Here is an 18,665-nt window from a genome sequence, read left to right on the forward strand (position 1 = left end):
GTGCCCCGCTCAGCGCAGAAGCCGCGTGCCCGCTCAGCTGGTCGCGAGGCAGAACGAGATGCTGCCGAAGGCGACCTGGTCGCCGGACTGGACGACGGCGGCGCCGATCACCCGGCGGCCGTTCACCGCCGTGCCGTTGGTCGAGCCCAGGTCGCGCAGGACCCACAGGCCGCCCTGGAAGGTCAGTTCGGCGTGCACGCGCGAGACGGTGTCGTGGCTGAGCCGCAGGCCGTTCGCCGGGTCGCGCCCTATCCGCAGGGGGTACGCGCCGGGGGCGGGAAGCAGCAGCTTGGGCAGCCGCTCGGACTGCCAGGCCCTGCGCAACCGCACCGTGAACCCGGACACCGCGCCGACCGAACCGAACACGAACCTCGACCAGCGGCTCTCCGTGCGCAGGTCGGCGGTGAGCGCCGCCAGTTCGTCCTGGTGCCGGGCGGCGAGCGCCAGTTCCATGCGGCGCACGAACGTGTCGTGGGAGAGCCTGCCCAGTGCCGCGCCCTCCCTGAGGACCGCGAGGGCCCGCTCCCGCTCGGCGTCGGTGAGCCGTGCCGGAACGGCTTCGGGCTCGGAGGGGAGCGGCAAGGACGAGGTCACGCCGCAATTGTCGGCCAGGTCCGGCCGGGTGTCCAGAAAGCCGCACGCCGCCGGGGACGGGGCAACCGGGCGACGGTTTCACTGCCGGACACGCGCGTGGGGTACGGGTGCCTCGTGGAGCGATCCGCAGGACGGACGACGTGGGACGGACGAAGGGACAGCCGTGAGGTTCGAGGTGTGGGCGCCGCAAGCGGAGCGGGTGGATCTGGTGCTCGGGGACGGCGCGCGGGCGATGGCTCGTGCCGAGGAGCGCCCGGGGTGGTGGTCGGCGACGGCGGAGGGCGCGGACGGCACGCGGTACGGCTTCTCGCTGGACGGCGGGCCGACGCTGCCCGACCCCCGTTCGGCCCGGCAGCCGGAGGGGCCGGACGGGCCCAGCGCGGTCGTCGACCACGGGCGGTTCGCGTGGCGGGAGCCGTGGGCGGGGCGCGCGCTGCGGGACGCCGTGCTGTACGAGCTGCACGTGGGGACGTACACCGAGGAGGGCACCCTGGACGCGGCGGCGGAGCGCCTCGGCCACCTCGCCGCCCTCGGTGTCAGCCATGTCGAGCTGATGCCGCTGTGCCCCTTCCCCGGGCGGCACGGCTGGGGGTACGAGGGCGTGTCGCTGTGGGCCGTGCACGAGCCGTACGGCGGGCCCGAGGCACTGAAACGATTCGTCGACGCGGCGCACGCGCACGGCCTCGGCGTCGTCCTCGACGTGGTGCACAACCACCTCGGCCCGTCCGGGAACCATCTGCCCGCGTTCGGCCCCTACTTCACGGAGACCCATCACACGCCGTGGGGGGCGGCCGTGAATTTGGACGCGCCCGGTTCCGACGAGGTGCGGGCGTACCTGGTGGGCAGTGCGCTCGCCTGGCTGCGCGACTACCGGATCGACGGGTTGCGTCTGGACGCCGTGCACGCCCTCCGGGACACCCGTGCGCTGCACTTCCTGGAGGAGCTCGCGGTGGCCGTGGACGGGCTCGCGGAGGAGCTGGGCAGGCCGCTCGCCCTGATCGCCGAGTCCGACCTCAACGACCCACGTCTGATCGCTCCGCGCGGGAACGGCGGACATGCCGGGAGCGCCGGAGGTGGCAGGAGCGGCGGGCACCGTGGGAGCGACGGCGGGGGCGGGAGCGGCGGGCTCGGGCTGCACGCGCAGTGGAACGACGACTTCCACCACTGTCTGCACACCGCCCTCACCGGCGAGGCCCAGGGCTACTACGCGGACTTCGCGGCGGCGCCGCTCGCCGCGCTCGCCAAGACGCTGACCCATGGCTTCTTCCACGACGGAACGTACTCCAGCTTCCGCGGGCGCGGCCACGGGCGGCCCGTCGACCGCACCCGCACGCCCGCGTACCGCCTGGTCGGCTACGCCCAGACGCACGACCAGATCGGCAACCGCGCCCAGGGCGACCGGCTCTCGGCGACGCTGTCCCCGGGACTCCTCGCGTGCGGGGCCGCGCTCACGCTCACCGCTCCGTTCACGCCGATGCTGTTCATGGGCGAGGAGTGGGCGGCCGGCACGCCCTGGCAGTTCTTCACCGACCACACGGACCGGGATCTCGCGGAGGCCGTACGCCGGGGCAGGAGACGGGAGTTCGCCGCGCACGGCTGGGCGGAGGACGACATTCCCGACCCGCAGGACCCGGCGACCCGGGCGCGCTCCTGCCTCGACTGGTCGGAGCCCGACCGCGCGCCCCACGCGCGCGTGCTCGCCTGGTACCGCGACCTGATCGCGCTGCGCCGCTCCCGCCCCGACCTGACCGACCCCGATCTGGCCGCGGTGCGGGTCGTCCACGACGAGGCCGCGCGCTGGTGCGTGGTGCGGCGCGGGGATCTGCGGATCGCCGTGAACCTGGGCGGGGCCGCGGCCTCGGTCCCGGCGGGGGCGCCGCACGCGCGCGTGCTCGCGGCGTGGGAGCCGGTCGAGGCACCGGGGGCGGACGGGGCGCTGCGGCTGCCCGCGGAGTCGTGCGCGGTGCTGTTGGCCGCGGGGTGAGGGGCAGGGCCGCCCGTGTCGGGGGGCCGGGCCTCGACTTCGACGGCCGAGCCTCGACTTCGATGGCCGGGCCTTGACTTCAACCGTGGTTCACCTTCTGGCGTGCCGGGCGGCGGACCTTATGAGGAGGACGGTGTGATGGAGCAGCGGTACCTGGGGCGGACCGGGCTGCGGGTGAGTGAGCTGTGTTTCGGCGCCATGATGTTCGGCGGCGGCGAGAGCGGCGCGGACGAGGCGACGGCGCACCGCATGCTGGACGCGTTCACGGCGGCGGGCGGCACGTTCGTCGACACGGCCGACGCGTACGGCGGGGGCGTGTCCGAGGAGGTGCTCGGCCGCTGGCTCAAGGGCCGCCGCCGCGACGACCTGGTGATCGCGACCAAGGTGTTCCTGCCGACGGGCGAGGGCCCCAACGCGCGCGGCCTGAGCCGCAAGCACATCCTGTCGGCGGTGGACGCGAGCCTGCGCCGCCTAGGCACGGACTACGTCGACCTGTACCAGACCCACGTGTGGGACGCCCGTACGCCGCTCGCGGAGACGCTGGGCACGCTCGACGGCCTGGTGCGCGCCGGGAAGGTCCGCTACCTGGGCACGAGCAACGTCAGCCCCGCCCAGCTCCAGAAGGCCCTCGACCTGTCCGCGGCCCGCGCCTTCGAGCCGTACGTGTCCCTCCAGCCGCGCTACAACCTGCTCGCCCGCGAGGTCGAGTGGGAGCTGCTTCCGCTCAGCGCGGCGGAAGGGGTGGGTGTCATTCCGTACAGCCCGCTCCAGGCGGGCTGGCTGTCGGGGAAGTTCCGGCGGGGCATGGCGGCGCCGCCCGCCGGGGCGCGGGGCGGCGGCGACTGGGGGACGCGGGCCACCGAGGAGACCTGGCGGGTCGTGGACGCGGTGGCCGCCGTCGCCGAGGAGACCGGACGCACGCCCGCGCAGGTGGCGCTGCGCTGGCTGCTCCAGCGGCCGGGAGTGACCGCGCCCATCGTGGGCGCGCGCTCCGTGGAGCAGCTCACCGACAATCTGGGCGCGGTGGGCTGGGAGCTGACGGCGGAGCAGGAGCAGCGCCTGACGGAGGCGAGCGCGCGACCTGTGCCCTATCCGTACGACCTGCTCGCGCACTTCACGGACGAGCGCCCGCACGGCTGACGCACCACCCGACACCCGTGCCCGCACGGCTGACGCACCACCCGACACCCGTGCCCGCACGGCCGACGCACCACCCGACACCCGTGCCGCACGGCTGACACACCACCCGACACCCGTGCCGCACGGCCGACGCGCCGCACGGCCGACGCGCCGCACGGCCGACGCGCCGCCCGGGTGCCCCTGTCTGGGCACCCGGGCACGGGCCGCCGGAGTACCCGGCTCAGTCGACGATCGCCAACTCGCGCGCGGTGGTGTTGAAGCGGCGGCCACCGGTCTCCGTGACCGTGACGATGTCCTCGATGCGGACGCCGAAGCGGCCCGGCAGATAGATGCCGGGTTCCACGGAGAAGCACATGCCGGGCACGAGCGGCTGCTCCTCGCCCTCGATCATGTAGGGCGGCTCGTGCGTGGTGACGCCGATGCCGTGGCCGGTGCGGTGGATGAAGTGTTCGCCGTACCCGGCGTCGGTGATGACGGCGCGGGCCACGCGGTCGACCTCCTGGCAGGCGATGCCGGGGCGCACCGCGCGGCACGCGGCGTCCTGGGCCTCGCGGACCACGTCGTGGACGCGCTGCTCCTCGGCGGAGGGCTCACCGACGTGCACCGTGCGGGAGGTGTCGGAGCCGTACCCGTGCCGCAGGCCGCCGAAGTCGAGGACGACCATGTCGCCCCGCTCGATGACGCGGTCGCCCGCCTCGTGGTGGGGGCTCGCGCCGTTGGGCCCGGAGCCGACGACCGTGAAGTCCACCTGCTCGTGCCCGAACCGGCGCAGCAGGTCCGCGAGATCACCGGCGACGTCGGTCTCCTTGCGGCCCGCGAACGGCACCTTCCGGATCTCCTCGTACGCGGCGTCGGCGGCGGCACCGGCGGCCGCGAGGCGCTCCAGCTCGGCGGCGTCCTTGACCGCCCGGAGCATCGGCAGGGCGTCGGTGAGCGCGGTGTAGGAGCTGCCCGGCAACTGCCGCTGAAGGCCGAGCAGATGCAGGGCCCAGGCGTTGTCGCTGACGCCGAACCGGCCGTCCGCGGCGAGGAGCGGCGCGGTCACGGCGTAGGGGTCCACGCCGTCCGTCCAGTCCCGCAGGGTCAGCGCGGGCGCCCCGGTGGCGCGCTCGGCGTCGGGCGCCTCCAGCTTCGGCACCACCAGGACCGGGTCCTGTCCCGGGGCCAGGACGAGCAGGGTCAGCCGCTCCGTGTCGGCCGGCACCCGGTAGCCGGTGAGCCACACCAGGTCGGGGCCGGGTGCGACGAGGACGCCCGCGAGACCGGCGTCGGCGGCGGCGCGCGCGGCGCGGTCCATGCGGGCACGGTAGTCGTCGGCGGTGAACGGGGCCGGCGCGGGCGTGGTCATGAGGCCTCCTGAGCCTGGTGCGTACGGAACAACGGTGCAACGGAGTACGGGGATCTCCCATCGGCATCCTGCCCCTCCGGCCCCGGCTCGCGCGAGCGCGTATCGCCGGGCCGTCACCAGGCCACTGGCGCCCGAGTGGCCGTTCCCCACACCACCTTCTAATGGTTGGATGCGTTCCATCCATTAGGAGAGATCCACCGGAAGAAGGCGGAGGGGCACACGCCATGCTGGTACTCGCACAGATCAGTGACCTGCACCTGGACGGGACGGACCGGGCCACGGAGCGGGCCGAGCGGGTCGTCGCCCACCTGCGGGCACTGCCGGGCCCGCTCGACGCGCTCCTGGTGACCGGCGACATCGCCGACCACGGCGAGGAGGCCGAGTACAAGGAGGCCGCGCGCCTGCTGTTCACCGACGCGCCGTGGCCGGTCCTGACCTGTCCCGGCAACCACGACGTGCGCGGGCCCTACCGCAGCGCGCTGCTCGGCGAGAGCGGGACCTCCGCGTCGGGCCCGGCCGCGTCGGAGGCCGCGATCAACCGTGCCCACCGCGTCGGCGGCACCGAGATCCTGATGCTCGACTCCAGCCTTCCCGGCAGCGACGAGGGGCTGTTGGACGAGGAGACGTACGCCTGGCTGGAGGAGCGCCTCGCCCGGCTCGCCGGGGCCGTGCCGGTCCTGCTCTCCTTCCACCACCACCCCGTCCCGATGCACCACCCGCGCCTGGACACCTGGCGGCTGCGGTCGCCGGAGCCGCTGGCCGCGCTCGTGCGGCGGCACCCGGAGATCGCGGGCCTGATCATCGGGCACGCGCACACCCCGGCGGCCACCACCTTCGCCGGACGGCCCCTGGTCGTCGGCCCCGGAGTGGTCTCGACGCTGCGCCTGCCCTGGGAGGGCGAGGGCCTGGTCGACCTGGACTCCCCCGCCGGGCTCGCCTTCCACGTCCTGGACGACGAGCGGCGGCTGACGACGCACTTCCGCGTGGTCACGTGACAAGACCCGGCTTCACTGTCAACGTCTGCCGCGTTCCACTGGCATGACGTACCGTCAGCGACACGGTCCTGCCCGGCCTGGCGGTCGCCACCGCCTTCGCCAGGTCACCGGCCGAACGCACCCGGGTGCCGCCGAACGCGAGCAGGACGTCGCCGCGGACCAGACCCGCCGCGTCACCGGGGCCCGGCCGGCGCACTCCGGTGAGCTGGGCACCGTCGCGGCCGGGCGCGTCGACGGCTTCGACGCCGAGGGCGGGGCGGGGGCCGCGCGGCCCGGGTCCGGCGGGGGCGGCACCCTCGCCGGAGCTCCGGCCGGACCCCTCCGCGGCAGCGACACCGACGGAAGCGCCCTTTCCCGAGGACCCCTCCAGGGCCTCCCCCGCGGCCGTGGCACCACCTTGCCCCTCGCCGGGCGGCACGGCGGCCCCCTGCACACCCCGCGCGGCCTGAGCGCCTCGCGCGCCGGCCTGCTTCTGCATCTCCGCGAGCTTGCTCATGCTGATGACGGCCGTCCCCACCGTGCCAAGACCCACGCCCACGAGCACCAAAACCGTCGCGCAGAACAGGCCGAGGAGGAGCATGAGGAGCCGTCTGCCGCGGCGGCGTGCCGCGTGCGGGTGGGAATCCGTTCCGGACGCACGGGACCCGGACTTACGGAAACCGGACGTACGGGACCCGGACGCACGGGATGTGTCGGACGTGGCGGGTGATCGGCCGGGGCCGGACTCGTGCCCCGGCATGGGCTTCGGACGCAACGCGGTCTGTTCCATGGCTCGCCTCCGGCCACAGCTCTACCCGGCGTGACCCCGAGCGACGATTCACGAACGGGTGACGTCCAGGCGTGCGACGAACGCGGCGGCGGGTCCGGACAGGGCCGCGGTGTGCAGCAGTTCGGTGCGGTGGACGACCCGCGGGGCGGTGAGCGGGACCGCGACCGTGCCGGGCGCGCGGGCGGCCGACGCGGGCAGCAGGGCGAGGCCGTGACCGGCCCCGGCGAGCGCGGTGAGGGTGCGTACGTCGGTGCCTTCGTACCGCAGGGACGGGCGGAAGGCGCCGGTGCCGTGGACCGCCCGCAGCTGCGCGAGGGGCAGGCCCGCGCCGGGCGCGTCGAGCCAGCGGGCGTCGGCCAGGTCGTCCAGGCGCAGGCCCGGACGCCCGGCCAGCGGATGTCCCGCGGGCAGCAGGACGTGCACGGGCTCCTCGCCTGCGCCGCGGGTGCGCAGGGGCGCGGCGCCGGTCAGGCGCAGCGGGTCGCTGGGCGCGGCCAGGCCGTCGACGAGGCCGAGGCGGGCGGCGCCCGTCGCGACGGCTTCGGGGACGTCCGCGCGGGGCAGCACGCGCAGCGTGACACCGGACGGCGGCAGGGCCCCGAGCGTACGGGGCGTGAGCGCCGTGGGCGCGGCGGCGAGGACGAGCCGCCCGTCGGCCGCGCCCGCCACGGCCGCGACCTCCGCGCGTGCCGCGTCGAGCCGCAGGAGCAGCGGCGCCGCGTGCTCCAGGAGACGCTCGCCCGCGCGGGTCGGCGCGACGGGGCGGCGGGTCAGGAGCGGGGTGCCGAGGTCCTGTTCCAGGGCGGCGATGTGCTGGGAGACCGCGGACTGGGTGTAGCCGAGTTCGCGTGCGGCGGCGGAGAACGAGGCGAGGCGGGTCACGGTGACGTACGTGCGCAGGAGGTGCGGGTCCATGCCGTCAAGCATCGTCGGCGCTCCGGGCCGCACGGCACCCGGCACCCTCGTGACGCGGCAGGCCGGGACGGCGGGCGGGCAGCCACGGAGGGCGGTCGCGGGGCCCATCAGGAACGCTGATGGGGCGTGCGGATTTCGTCGTTGGACGGGAACCGGCGGGCCGCTGAGGATGGCCGCCATGAGCAATGTTCCCGCAGCCAGGCTCGCCCTCGTCGGCGACCGCTCCCCCACCGTCACCTCGCACACCCGCGTCCCGCTGCTCCTGGACGCGCTGGCCGCCCGGGACGGTCTCGTCCTCGACGCGTACTGGATCCCGACCGCCGACGCCGTCGAACCGGGAGCGGTGCGCGGCTTCGACGCGGTGTGGATGCTGCCCGGCAGCCCGTACCGCAGCGAGGCGGGCGCCCTCGCCGCGATCCGCACGGCGCGCGAGGACGGCGTCCCGTTCCTCGGCACCTGCGGCGGCTTCCAGCACGCCGTGCTCGAATTCGCGCGGAACGTCTGCGGCCTGACCCGGGCCGCGCACGCCGAGAACGACCCGGGCGCCGAGGACCCGCTGATCGCGCCGCTCGCCTGCTCGCTCGTCGGGCACGAGGGCGTGGTGACCCTGACGCCGGGTTCGCTCGCCGAGTCGGTGCTCGGCGCCGACCGCACCGTGGAGCGCTACCACTGCCGGTACGGCCCCGCCGACGGCACCGGCACCGGCACCGAAGGCACCGAAGGCACCCAAGGCACCCAAGGCACCAACAGGCTCGCCCTCCTGCGCTCGCACGGCCTGCGCTTCACCGGCACGGACGAGCGGGGCGCGGTGCGCGTGGCCGAACTCCCCGGTCATCCCTTCTTCCTGGCCACTCTCTTCCAGCCGGAGCTGTACGGGGACGGCGAGCGCCCGCACCCCATCGTGCGGGCGCTCGCCCGCGCCGCGGTGGAGCACGCGGCGCGAAGGTCGCTCACTGCTTCTCAGTGACCGACGCCGTGGCCCCCGTGGCCGCCGTGGCCGTGGTCGAACTTGAGGGCTTCCTTCGGTGCCACGACGAACGGCCGCATCATGCCCATGTCCTCGTGTTCGAGGAGGTGGCAGTGGTACATGAAGCGGCCGTACGCCCCGTCGAACTTGCCGATGATGCGCAGCATCTGGCCGCCCGGCACGCGGTACACGTCCTTCCAGCCGCGTTCGTTCGGGGCCGTCGGGATGGGCTTCGGGTCGAAGGCGATCGGGGCGTCGCGACGGGTGCCGCCGATCGCCGTGTCGAACCCGGACGCGTTGTACGTGTCGCGGCCGAGGAGCTGGAAGTCGGCCAGGTGGACGTGCATCGGGTGCATCACGTTCGGGTTCACCGCGAGGTTCAGGAAGCTCCACTGCTCGTGGTCGCCCTCGGCGACGGTGAACCCCAGGCCGTCGTTGAACGTGCGGGCGATGCGTCGGTACGTCTTCGTGACGCCGTCAGCGCCGCGGACCTGGATGACGCCGTCGGAGGGGATCGGGACGGAGCCGTCCTTGACCTCCTCCATCTCCCACATCTCCGGGTGCCCGCCGGCGCCCTTGGTCGCGGGCGGGGTGAGCACCACCAGGCGGTGGCCGTGCGGAACGCCGTGGCCGATGGTCCGGAAGGAGCCGGACAGGACCTCCGGCAGCCGGAAGGTCTCCGGGGCGCCGCCGCCCCGGCCGACCCGGAACTCCATGACGTGCGGATAGGCCACGTCACCCGCCGGGTCGGGCACACCGGGCGCCGCGTTCGGGCCCTTGTTCACCAGGCGCACGCGCTTGCCCGCGAGCTTGCGGAAGTCGACGAGCAGGTCGAAGCGCTCGGCGGACGCCACCGGCAGCGTGGGCATGGCCGCGTCGAAGTCGAGGGGCACGGGCCGCGGCAGCAGCCCCCCGTCGCTGCCGATCTGGTGCATGACACCCGGCACCGGGGTGTTGTCCTCGTCGACGAGCACCAGCTCGTACGTACGGGCGTTGGAGGCGTTGACCAGGCGGAAGCGGTACCAGCCCGGCGCGACCTCGGCGTACGGCCAGATGCCGCCGTTCACCGTGGTGTACGGGCCGGTGAAGGGCAGGGAGACCGGCTTGCCCGTCTCCGCGTTCTTCGGGTCGACGATGGTGGTCTTGTGCAGGAGGCGGCCGGTGAGTCGTCCTTCCTCGTCGGTGTCCAGGTTCCGGTCGGCGAGGAGCAGGGGGATCTCCCGCTTGCCGGAGGGGAGTTGGAGTGCGTCCTCCTCGTCGTCGCGGACCAGGTAGGTGCCGTACAGACCCGCGAAGACGTTCCAGCGGGTGATGTTCATGGCGTGGTCGTGATACCACCAGTGGACCGCCTGGTGGTCGTTCGGATACTCGGAGAGCTGGGCGTCGCCGTAGCCCACGGCGTTGTCCGTCCAGCCGTCGTTGCCGCCGCCCGTCTGCGCGCCGTGCACATGCGTCACCGTCCACGCGGGCAGCGCGGCGACGTCCTTGTTCGGCTCGACGCCCTCCCGGCCCGGCCGGGTGCTCGGCGCCGGGGCCGGCGGCGGTGCCGTACGCGGCACCTCGACGGCCGTGACGGGGAACTCGCTCTCCTTGGGCACGCGGTTGGTCCACGCGATACGGACGCGTTCGCCTCGGCGCACCTCGATGGTGGGGCCCGGCACGCAGCCCTCGTACCCCCACATGAGGGTGGGCGGGAGCTGCGGGTGCAGGCGCACCCAGGCCGGGCGGATCGCGATCTCGGTCTCCTCGCGGACGTCGCCGCCGGCGGGACGCAGGACCGGCGGGACGGTCAAGGGCGCCGCGTACGGCACGAGTTCGCGGGTGTCGAGCCCGGCCGCTTCGGACGCGCCGACGGCTAAGTCCCCGCCTGCGCCTCTCTCCGCGCCCGCCTCTTTGTCGGTTCGGATGTCGGTCATGGTCGAACACCCCCGTGTTCCACTGCTTCCACTGCATTACATCCTTCACCTGGAAGGACTCCCCGCATCGCACCAGAGTTCCGTGAATGCCCTATTCCGGATAAATAGTGCATGGTGCCTCCGGTACGGGTGAGAGATCCGGGTTTTCCGGTGCCCGGACCGGCACCGCATCTAGGCTGCGGAAACCCGGCCACCACCTGCCGTCGTCTGACAGGAACCGCATCCATGAACCCGATGGACCTGCCGGAGCCCGCCGCCCCGGCCCCCGGCCCCAGCCCCGACCCCGACCCCGACGTCCCGTACGCGGCTGCCGCGCTCGCCGCGTACGAGGGCTCCAAGGCGCTCGCCGCCCGCGACACCGCGCACCGCGCGCACATCGAGCGCCTGCTCCTGCTGTGCGCGGACACCCTGGACGCCTGCGGGCGGCTGCTCGCGGGCGGGCCCCGCCGGGACCCGGCGGCCCAGCACCACGCTCTCGACCTCGTCGCCCGGCAACTTCAGACGGCGGTGTCCGCCGAGGGCCTGGAGGCGTTCGGCTGCGTCGGGGAGCGCGCGGCCCCGGCCACGCACCAGATCGTGGAGGCGCGCCCGGCGCCCTCCGGAGCCGCGGACGACGAGGTCCTCGAAGTGGTGCGGCGCGGATACCGCTACCAGGGGCAGGTGCTGCGCGCCGCCCGGGTGGTGGTCGCCTCGACCGGCGGCGCCGAGGAAGGATTGCGAACGGACCCCGCCGGACCGCCTTCCGGCGACGGGACCACGTCCGCACCAGGGCCGCCGGTGCCGCCGCCCGCGTGAGGACCGCCGGGGCCACCCGCCCGCACATGAACCGCCGGGACCGCCGGGACCATCCGCCCGCACACGGACCGCCGGGTGCCGCCCCGGCACCACTCGCGCGGCCCCACGCGGCCTTGCGCGGCCCGCGCGGTGCGGCCATCGTGGCCGTCGTGACCTCCTTCATCCTGCCGCACGAACTGGTGGGCGACGGCACGCACAAGGTGCTCGCCGTGCACGGCTGGTTCGCGGACCGCTCGGCGTACGCGCCCCTGCTCCACGACCTCGACACCGGCGCCCTCCAGTACGCCCTGGTGGACCTGCGCGGGTACGGCGAGGCGAAGGCCGCCGCCGGCTCGTACACCACCGCCGAGGCCGCGGCGGACCTCCTCGACCTCGCCGACCGGCTCGGCTGGGAACGGTTCTCGCTGGTGGGGCACTCCATGGGCGGCAGCGTGGCGCAGCGCGTGACGGCGCTCGCACCGCACCGGGTGCGGCGGCTCGTGGGCGTCTCGCCGGTGCCCGCGTCGGGCCTGCCGCTGGAACCGGAGGCGTGGGAGCTGTTCTCCTCGGCCGCGCACCGGCCGGAGAACCGGCGCGCGATCATCGACATGACGACGGGCGGCGTGCGCCCCGCCGCCTGGCTCGACCGTATGGTGGCCCGCTCCCTCGCGTGCAGCGACGCGAAGGCGTTCCGCGCGTGGCTCGACTCCTGGGCGGGGGGTGACTTCCACGAGCGGCTCCAGGACTGCCGGGTGCCCGCGCTCGCCGTCACGGGCGCGCTCGACCCGGCGCTCTCGGCGGAGCTGATGCGGCGGACATGGCTGACGTGGTTCACGCGCGGCGACCTCGTGGACCTGCCGGGCGCCGGGCACTACGCGATGGACGAGGCTCCGCTGGACCTGATCCGCACGGTCGAGGACTTCCTGCGGGCGGACGACGGCACGCCGGAGACCGCGCCGGCGCGACACGACGCCTGACCGGCCGACCGACCACCCGTGCCCGCACCCGCCGAGGACGCCACGCCCGCTCCCGCACCCGACGAAGACGCCACGCCGGCCCCCGCACCCGACGAAGACGCCACGCCAGGTGCACCCGGCGCCCCGGACATCCTCGACGTCTTCGACCCGCGCGTCTACGCCCGCTCCGTCCCGTACGACCGCTACCGCGTCCTGCGCGACCACCACCCGGTCGCCCGGCAGGAGGAGCCGGCCGTGCTCGGCTGGCCGGCCGGGCCCGGCTTCTGGGCGGTGACGCGGCACGCGGACGTGACGGCGGTGCTCAGGGACGCGGCCACGTACTCCTCGTACCTGGGCGCCACCCAGATCCGCGACCCGGACCCGGCGGACCTGCCGTTCATCCGCCGCATGATGCTCAATCAGGACCCCTGCCCCCGGGCGCGGTCCGGCGCCCGCGGCGGGGACGCCACCGGCCACCATCGGCTGCGCACCCTGCTCGGCGGGGCGTTCACGCCGCGCCGCGTGGCCCGCTTCGCGGACGTGGCGCGCGAGCGGGCCGGGGCCCTGCTGGCGGCGGCCGTCGCCGAGGCCCGCGCCGGGGACGGCACCTGCGATCTCGTCGCCGCCGTCACCGACGACTACGCGCTCCTGAACCTCGCGGACCTGCTGGGCGTACCGGAGAGCGACCGTGGCCTGCTGCTGCACTGGACGCGCCGCGTCATCGGCTACCAGGACCCCGACGAGGCGGGCGAGAAGGTGCTCGGCTCCGACGGGCAGCCGGTGAATCCGCGGTCGCCCGCGCTGCTCGCCGACATGTTCGCGTACGCGGCCCGCCTCGCCGCGTACAAACGGCGCCACCCGGGCGACGACGTCATGACGACGCTGGCGACGACGCCCGGCCTGACCACCGCCGAACTGGAGATGTTCTTCTTCCTCCTGACGGTGGCGGGCAACGACACGGTGCGCAGCGCGGCGCCCGGCGGCGTCCTCGCGCTCGCCGGGCACCAGGGCGAGCTGCGCAGGCTGCGCGCGGGCGCGGCCCCGCTGCCCGGCGCCGTCGAGGGACTCCTCCGCTGGCACCCCCCGGTGCTGAGCTTCCGGCGGACGGCGGCCAGGGACACAAAGCTCGGCGGTATCCGGATCCGGCGCGGCGACAAGGTCGTGGTCCTCCACGGCGCGGCGAACCGGGACGAGCGGGTGTTCGCGGAGCCGGACCGCCTGGACCTGACGCGCGCCCCCAACCCGCATGTGTCGTTCGGCGACGGCCCGCACCTGTGCCTGGGAGCCCACTTCGCCCGCCTGCAACTGACGGTCCTGTACGAGGAGTTGCTTGCGGCGACACCCGTCCTGCGGCTCGCGGGGGCGCCGCCGCGCCGACTGGTCTCGCACTTCGTCAACGGCCTCAAGTCGCTGCCCGTACGGCTGTCCGACTGACCGGACGACGTGTTCCCGGTCGTCCCGGCGCCGCAGGACGGCTCCCGTCGGCGGGCGCCCCCGCCGGCCTGGAGGAGCACCTGTACGAGCTGGCCGAGTACGAGTACGTGACGCTGGGCAGCCTGGCCCGGTCCTGGCCCGAGGACGTCGACGTCCTGGTGGTCAACACGCGGACGCCGTGCGAGCGGTACTGCCCGACGACGCCGCAGGAGCGGCGGGTCCGGGCCGGCCTGCACGACGGCCACCACCGGCCCGGCCGGACCGGCGACCGCGTGGTCACCCGCCGCACGGGCGCGCCGGAGGGTCTCGTGCTGCACGGCCTGGCCTGCGGCGCCCATCTGTGCTTCGCCAACGGCGACGCCTGGAACACCCGGCGGACGGGTCCGGCGCTGACGACGGACCCGGACAGCCCTCGGGCGGCGGTGCCCTTCCGCTGACCGCGCGGCTCCCCGGGTGCGGAGGAAGGGTCCGCAAGGGCGCGGACGCGCCTGTTTGCGTCGCTTTCGCGGCGGTGTGTGCTGTCCCGCGGATACCGGTCAGCCGCACGGAAAGGATGACCTGTCGGAGGGCCGGTTCGCGCGGAGCCGGCTCGGGGGCCGGGAGGGGTGCTCGGTGCGGGGGCAGGAGCAGGGCAGCCACAACGACATGAGCGGGACGGTGTACGGCCCTGCCGTACAGGCGCACACCGTGTACGGCGGTGTCCATGTGCGGGCGCAGGAGCCCGCCCCGCGGAGGCCCTGGCAGTTGCCCGCGTCCGCCCCCATCACCAACCGCTCCGCGGAACTCGATGTGCTGGAGGAGCGGCGGCTGCGCGCCGGGCAGGGAGGTCACCACACCCTGGTCTCGCTGTCCGGCCTCGGCGGCGTCGGCAAGACCGCGCTCGCCCTGGCGTGGCTGCACCGGCTGCGCGCGGACTTCCCCGACGGTCAGCTGTACGCGGACCTCGGCGCGCAGTCGCCCGCCGGGCCGACGGACCCGGCCGAGGTCGTCGGCCGGTTCCTGCGCGCGCTCGGCGTCGCGGCCGCCCAGGTCCCCGCGGCGTTCGCCGAGCGCGGCACGCTGTACCGCTCGCTGACGGCCGGGCTCAAGCTGGTGGTGCTCCTGGACGACGCCGCCTCCGCCGCCCAGGTCCGTCCGCTGCTGCCGGGCGGGGCCGGGGTGACCGCCGTCACCAGCAGATGGCGGCTGCCGGGGCTGACCGTCGACGGCTGCCACCTGGTGCAGTTGGAGCCGCTCGGCGTGGAGGACGGCGTGGAGCTGCTGGCCGCCACGCTCGCCGACGGCCGCGTGGACGCGCAGCCCGAGCAGGCACGGGCGCTGGTGACCCTGTGCGCGGGCCTGCCGCTGGCGGTGCGGGTCGCGGGGGCGCGGCTCGCGGCCCGGCCACGACGCGGGATCACCACCATGGTGCGTGCCCTCGCCAAGGAGCACGAGCGGTTGGAGGGGTTGGCGATCGAAGGCGACCACAACGTACGAGCCGCGCTCGACCAGACGTACCAGGAGCTGCCGGAGGGCGCGGCACGCCTGTACCGGCTGCTCGGACTGCATCCCGGTACGGAGTTCGGCGACGCGGTGGCGATCGCCGTCCTGGCCCGGCCGGGCCCGGGGGACGCCGCCTCGGCTCCCGCTCCCGCGGCCGAGTCCCCCGCCGCCGCCGACGCCCTGGCCTCGCTCGACCTGCTGCACGACGCGAACCTGCTCACCGACACCGACGAGGACCGGCACCGCCTCCACGACCTCGTACGGCTACACGCGGCGGCGAAGGCCGCGCAGGACGAGCCGCCGCGGGAACGCGCGGCGGCGCTCCGCAGGATCGCCGACCACTACCTCGCGACGGCCACCGCGGCGGAGTACGCGGTGGACCCCCAGCACCGCACGATGGCCCGGGACTACGGCCCCGGCCCCGTGCTCACGGACGAGTTGGGGACCGGCCCCGAGGCGGCGCTGGACTGGCAGGAGCGCGAACTGCCCACGCTCATGGCGGTGGTGCGGCTGGCCCGCGGCGCCTTCCCCGAGGTCGCGTGGCAGCTCGCCGACGCGCTGTGGCCGCTGTTCCTGCGCCGCAAGTTCTACGAGGAGTGGCGGACCGCGCATCAGGAGGGCCTGGCCGCCGCCGAGGAACTGCGCGACACGGCGGCACAGTGCCGGATGCTCACGTCCGGCGGCGTGGGCGTGCTGGGTCTCGGCGAGCACACGCGCGCCCTGGAGATGTTCGAGCGCGCCGCGCGTCAGTTCCAGGCCGACGGCGACGCGCTCGGTCACGCCCGCACCCTCAACTACCGGGGTCTCGCCCTCCAGCGCCTGGGCCGTCTCGACGAGGCCACTCGCTGCTTCCGCCTGGCCGCGCGGGAACTGCCCGGCGTCGGCGACGTCCGCGCGGGCGGCCTGGCCCGCCTGAACCTCGCCGACGTGGCCCTCGCCCTGGGCCGTCCCGACGAGGCCGTCGTGCACGCGACCGCCGCGCACACGACGCTCCTCGGGGCGGGCGACACCTACAACGCCGCCCGCGCGGACATCCTGCTGGGCCGCGCGCACCTGGCCCGCGGCGCCGCCGACCTCGCCGAGGGCCGTCTGACGGCCGCGCTCACCGTGCTGCGCGCCATGTCCGCCGCGTACGAGACGGCCCGCGCGCTGCACGCCCTCGCCGAGCTCGCCGAGCACCGCGGCCTCCCCGGCCCGGCCCGAGCCGCCTACCTGGAGGCGCTCACCTCGTACGACACGGCGGGCCGGGCCGCCTCACCGGACGCGCGGTCGGCCCGCGCCCGCTTCGAGGCCCTGTCCGCGACACCCGACGGCGGCCCGGCGTGATGCGGGGTGCCGCACCCGGACCCCGGCCAGTGCCTCCGCGGGCAGGGCGGCGACGGTGACCGCGTGGGCGAGCGACGCCCACACCGGCCACGGCACCGACGGGCGGCGCCACCGGGCGGAGCGCAGCGCCACGGAACTCCCCCGGCGGCCGACGACCAGGCGGCACCAGCAGCCGTGATGGACGGCCACGACGAGCGCGCCGGGGTGCCGTGCCGCCAGCCGGACGGCGCGCGCCGCAGCGGTGGCCCCGGCGGCGGACTCCTCGTGGAGCACGTCACCGGCCCCCGCCCACGCCCCGGACGCGGGCAGCGCCACCCGCAGGTGCTCGTCCACGAGGACGCCGCCGGGCAGCGCCGGGCCGCGCAGGGCCACCCGGACGTGTTCGACGCCCCGCGCCCGGGGGACGCAGGTCACCGTCGCGGTGACGGCCTCCCGCACGTCGGCGGCCCTTCCGGCCGTCATGACGCCACGCTGCCCGGCTGTTCGTACTCGACGACCCGCGGGAGCCCCGCCGGTCCGGTGACCGGTACGGCGCCCGGGGCCCGCAGCCGCAGTCCGCGGTAGAGGAGCGCCCGCATCTTCCGTGTGAAGCGGCCGGGTTCGGAGGATATCCGCGCGGCCACCTGCTCGTGGAGGTCCGCCCGGTAGGTGGCGGCGGCCCGCGCCAGCTGGCGGCGCACCGGCTTGGCTCCGTGCAACCGCGGGACGAACGAGGCGAGTTCGGCCAGGGGCGAGCGGGGGTCCACGTCGGCTTCGGGCCAACTCGCGAGCAGCACCGGTCTGCCCGTCATGGCCCCGTACAGGGACACCGAGCCGTGGTCCCCGACGACGAAGTCGGCGGCGACGAGGGCGCCGACCCAGTCCGCACGGTGGCTGACGACGGCGAGCCCACCGCGGCCGAGGTCGGCGAACCAGCTCCGGACCTGCCATTCGCTGTGGGTGTGCCACACGTGGGGATGGAGCAGCACGGCCACCCGGTACTCCGGCGGCGGCAGCTCGGCCACCACCCGGTCGATCAGCTCCCGACCGCAGCGTCCCAGCAACGAGCCGGGCCCCCAGGTCGAGCAGAGCAGGACGAGCTGCTGCCCGGCCCGCGTGCGGAGTGCCTGCCGGTACAGCGCTCGCGCGGGTCGGCTCGCGGCGACCCGGTCGAAGCAGGGGTCGCCGACCACCTCGGCCACCGGCAGCGCCTCGGGGCACTCCGCGCCGAGCCGCTCGCGTTCGTCCCGGTGCGCGAGCACGATGGCCGCGGGGACGACCGAGCCGTCCCGGACCAGGCGCTGCCTGCTGAACCCGTAGATCCCGCGGGCCGCGACGGCCTCGCCCCCGCGCGCCGGTACGAACTTGTTGTGCCCGGCCCCGTGCGGCAGCACGACGACGGGAGCGTGCAGTTCGTGCAGGCCTCCGTATCCGGCGGCGACGGCCAGGTCGAAGACCGTCTGCACCGCCTGCCCCCACGGCAGCACCAGGGCCCCGAGCCCCTCCAGGAAGTCGGCCACTCCGCCGCTGAACACGTCGGGTGCCGAGGTGAAGAACACCTGCACGCGCCAGTCGCCCTCCAGGAGCCGCACGACGTCGAGGAGCCGCTGCCCCGACGTCACCGTGTGCACCACGGCGAGTACCCGTCTGCGCACCGGGCGGGTGGCCCAGCGTTCCACGTCCGGGCGCACGGGCACGGGCTGCCCGTGCGCCTCGGTCAAGGTCATGCCCATCTGTCGCTTCCCCCGTTCTGAGCGCCGTCCGTCCCGCGGAGCCGCTCGGTCTCGCTCGGCGTCACCGGGCGTCGTCCGATGTGTCCCGACCGCCGAGCCGGATGCCGGTCAGCGTGCCCGAGCGCCCTGGATGACCGGATTGCAGGAATCCTGCACTCCACCGCAGACGCCAACTTGCCTACTGCGTAAGGGAGTTGTGGACGCCTCGACGGCTGGGAGAAGGTTCCGGCCAGTGCGTGCACCATGCGCCCGCCACGCACCCGTGCGCCTCTGCCCGCTCCCCCTGACACCACGACAACAGTTGAAGGGAGTCCCGCACACCTGTGCGTGGCGGCCGACGGCGGGGGCGTGGG

General features: G+C 75.1%; 16 protein-coding genes. 9 read left to right on the top strand and 7 right to left on the bottom strand.

Annotation, left to right across the window (positions count from 1 at the left end; genetic code table 11):
* Positions 1-33 precede the first annotated feature (33 nt).
* Positions 34-594, bottom strand: a complete 561-nt coding sequence (locus GPA10_RS16625; protein WP_343040967.1) for an FHA domain-containing protein — start codon at positions 592-594, stop codon at positions 34-36.
* Between the two features lie 163 nt (positions 595-757).
* Here GPA10_RS16625 and GPA10_RS16630 point away from each other — a divergent pair, with 163 nt between their 5' ends.
* Together GPA10_RS16630 and GPA10_RS16635 are read left to right on the top strand one after the other, a co-directional pair.
* Positions 758-2,578 (top strand): malto-oligosyltrehalose trehalohydrolase, encoded by a 1,821-nt coding sequence (locus tag GPA10_RS16630; protein WP_343040968.1) that lies wholly within the window; start codon positions 758-760, stop codon positions 2,576-2,578.
* A gap of 138 nt (positions 2,579-2,716) precedes the next feature.
* Positions 2,717-3,718 carry an aldo/keto reductase gene (locus tag GPA10_RS16635; protein WP_157166308.1) on the top strand — a complete coding sequence of 334 codons (1,002 nt, stop codon included), beginning with the start codon at positions 2,717-2,719 and terminating at the stop codon, positions 3,716-3,718.
* 220 nt (positions 3,719-3,938) lie between these two features.
* On the opposite strand, the gene GPA10_RS16640 is transcribed toward GPA10_RS16635, so the two are convergent.
* Positions 3,939-5,066: an aminopeptidase P family protein gene (locus tag GPA10_RS16640; protein ID WP_058849345.1), complete on the bottom strand. Its 1,128-nt coding sequence runs from the start codon at positions 5,064-5,066 to the stop codon at positions 3,939-3,941.
* A 224-nt stretch (positions 5,067-5,290) separates the two neighbouring features.
* Here GPA10_RS16640 and GPA10_RS16645 point away from each other — a divergent pair, with 224 nt between their 5' ends.
* Entirely contained in the window at positions 5,291-6,061 is a 771-nt protein-coding gene (locus GPA10_RS16645) for a metallophosphoesterase (protein WP_157166191.1), read from the top strand.
* Here the strand turns inward: GPA10_RS16645 and GPA10_RS16650 are convergent.
* Both GPA10_RS16650 and GPA10_RS16655 read right to left on the bottom strand, forming a co-directional pair.
* Complete coding sequence (locus tag GPA10_RS16650) at positions 6,054-6,641, bottom strand: PDZ domain-containing protein (protein WP_343040970.1); 588 nt, start codon at positions 6,639-6,641, stop codon at positions 6,054-6,056. The two genes, GPA10_RS16645 and GPA10_RS16650, sit on opposite strands and share 8 nt — an antisense overlap.
* A gap of 237 nt (positions 6,642-6,878) precedes the next feature.
* Entirely contained in the window at positions 6,879-7,745 is an 867-nt protein-coding gene (locus GPA10_RS16655; protein ID WP_157166193.1) for a LysR family transcriptional regulator, read from the bottom strand.
* A gap of 178 nt (positions 7,746-7,923) precedes the next feature.
* Between GPA10_RS16655 and GPA10_RS16660 the strand changes: the two genes are divergently transcribed.
* On the top strand, positions 7,924-8,712 hold the full coding sequence (locus GPA10_RS16660) for a glutamine amidotransferase-related protein (protein WP_246259226.1): 789 nt from the start codon (positions 7,924-7,926) through the stop codon (positions 8,710-8,712).
* Here GPA10_RS16660 and phsA read toward each other — a convergent pair.
* Complete coding sequence (gene phsA, locus GPA10_RS16665) at positions 8,706-10,628, bottom strand: O-aminophenol oxidase PhsA (protein ID WP_157166194.1); 1,923 nt, start codon at positions 10,626-10,628, stop codon at positions 8,706-8,708. The two genes, GPA10_RS16660 and phsA, sit on opposite strands and share 7 nt — an antisense overlap.
* A gap of 225 nt (positions 10,629-10,853) precedes the next feature.
* Between phsA and GPA10_RS16670 the strand changes: the two genes are divergently transcribed.
* The 5 genes from GPA10_RS16670 to GPA10_RS16690 all read left to right on the top strand — a co-directional run bounded on the left by GPA10_RS16670 (position 10,854) and on the right by GPA10_RS16690 (position 16,600).
* The gene (locus GPA10_RS16670) at positions 10,854-11,423 is read left to right on the top strand and encodes a nucleotide exchange factor GrpE (protein ID WP_157166195.1); all 570 of its coding nucleotides are present in this window, start codon (positions 10,854-10,856) and stop codon (positions 11,421-11,423) included.
* A gap of 149 nt (positions 11,424-11,572) precedes the next feature.
* Positions 11,573-12,379: an alpha/beta fold hydrolase gene (locus GPA10_RS16675; protein WP_343040971.1), complete on the top strand. Its 807-nt coding sequence runs from the start codon at positions 11,573-11,575 to the stop codon at positions 12,377-12,379.
* Between the two features lie 129 nt (positions 12,380-12,508).
* Positions 12,509-13,792: a cytochrome P450 gene (locus tag GPA10_RS16680; RefSeq protein ID WP_343041000.1), complete on the top strand. Its 1,284-nt coding sequence runs from the start codon at positions 12,509-12,511 to the stop codon at positions 13,790-13,792.
* A gap of 107 nt (positions 13,793-13,899) precedes the next feature.
* The gene (locus tag GPA10_RS16685) at positions 13,900-14,229 is read left to right on the top strand and encodes a hypothetical protein (RefSeq protein WP_157166197.1); all 330 of its coding nucleotides are present in this window, start codon (positions 13,900-13,902) and stop codon (positions 14,227-14,229) included.
* A gap of 208 nt (positions 14,230-14,437) precedes the next feature.
* Positions 14,438-16,600, top strand: coding sequence for an ATP-binding protein (locus tag GPA10_RS16690; protein ID WP_157166310.1), 2,163 nt, complete (start codon positions 14,438-14,440; stop codon positions 16,598-16,600).
* On the opposite strand, the gene GPA10_RS16695 is transcribed toward GPA10_RS16690, so the two are convergent.
* Both GPA10_RS16695 and GPA10_RS16700 read right to left on the bottom strand, forming a co-directional pair.
* The gene (locus GPA10_RS16695; protein ID WP_157166198.1) at positions 16,529-17,062 is read right to left on the bottom strand and encodes a hypothetical protein; all 534 of its coding nucleotides are present in this window, start codon (positions 17,060-17,062) and stop codon (positions 16,529-16,531) included. The genes GPA10_RS16690 and GPA10_RS16695 overlap by 72 nt on opposite strands.
* Positions 17,059-18,312 (bottom strand): hypothetical protein, encoded by a 1,254-nt coding sequence (locus tag GPA10_RS16700; protein ID WP_157166199.1) that lies wholly within the window; start codon positions 18,310-18,312, stop codon positions 17,059-17,061. Before GPA10_RS16700 ends, GPA10_RS16695 begins: the two co-directional genes overlap by 4 nt.
* Between the last annotated feature and the right edge of the window lie 353 nt (positions 18,313-18,665).

Source organism: Streptomyces typhae (assembly GCF_009755605.1).
Taxonomy (GTDB): domain Bacteria; phylum Actinomycetota; class Actinomycetes; order Streptomycetales; family Streptomycetaceae; genus Streptomyces; species Streptomyces typhae.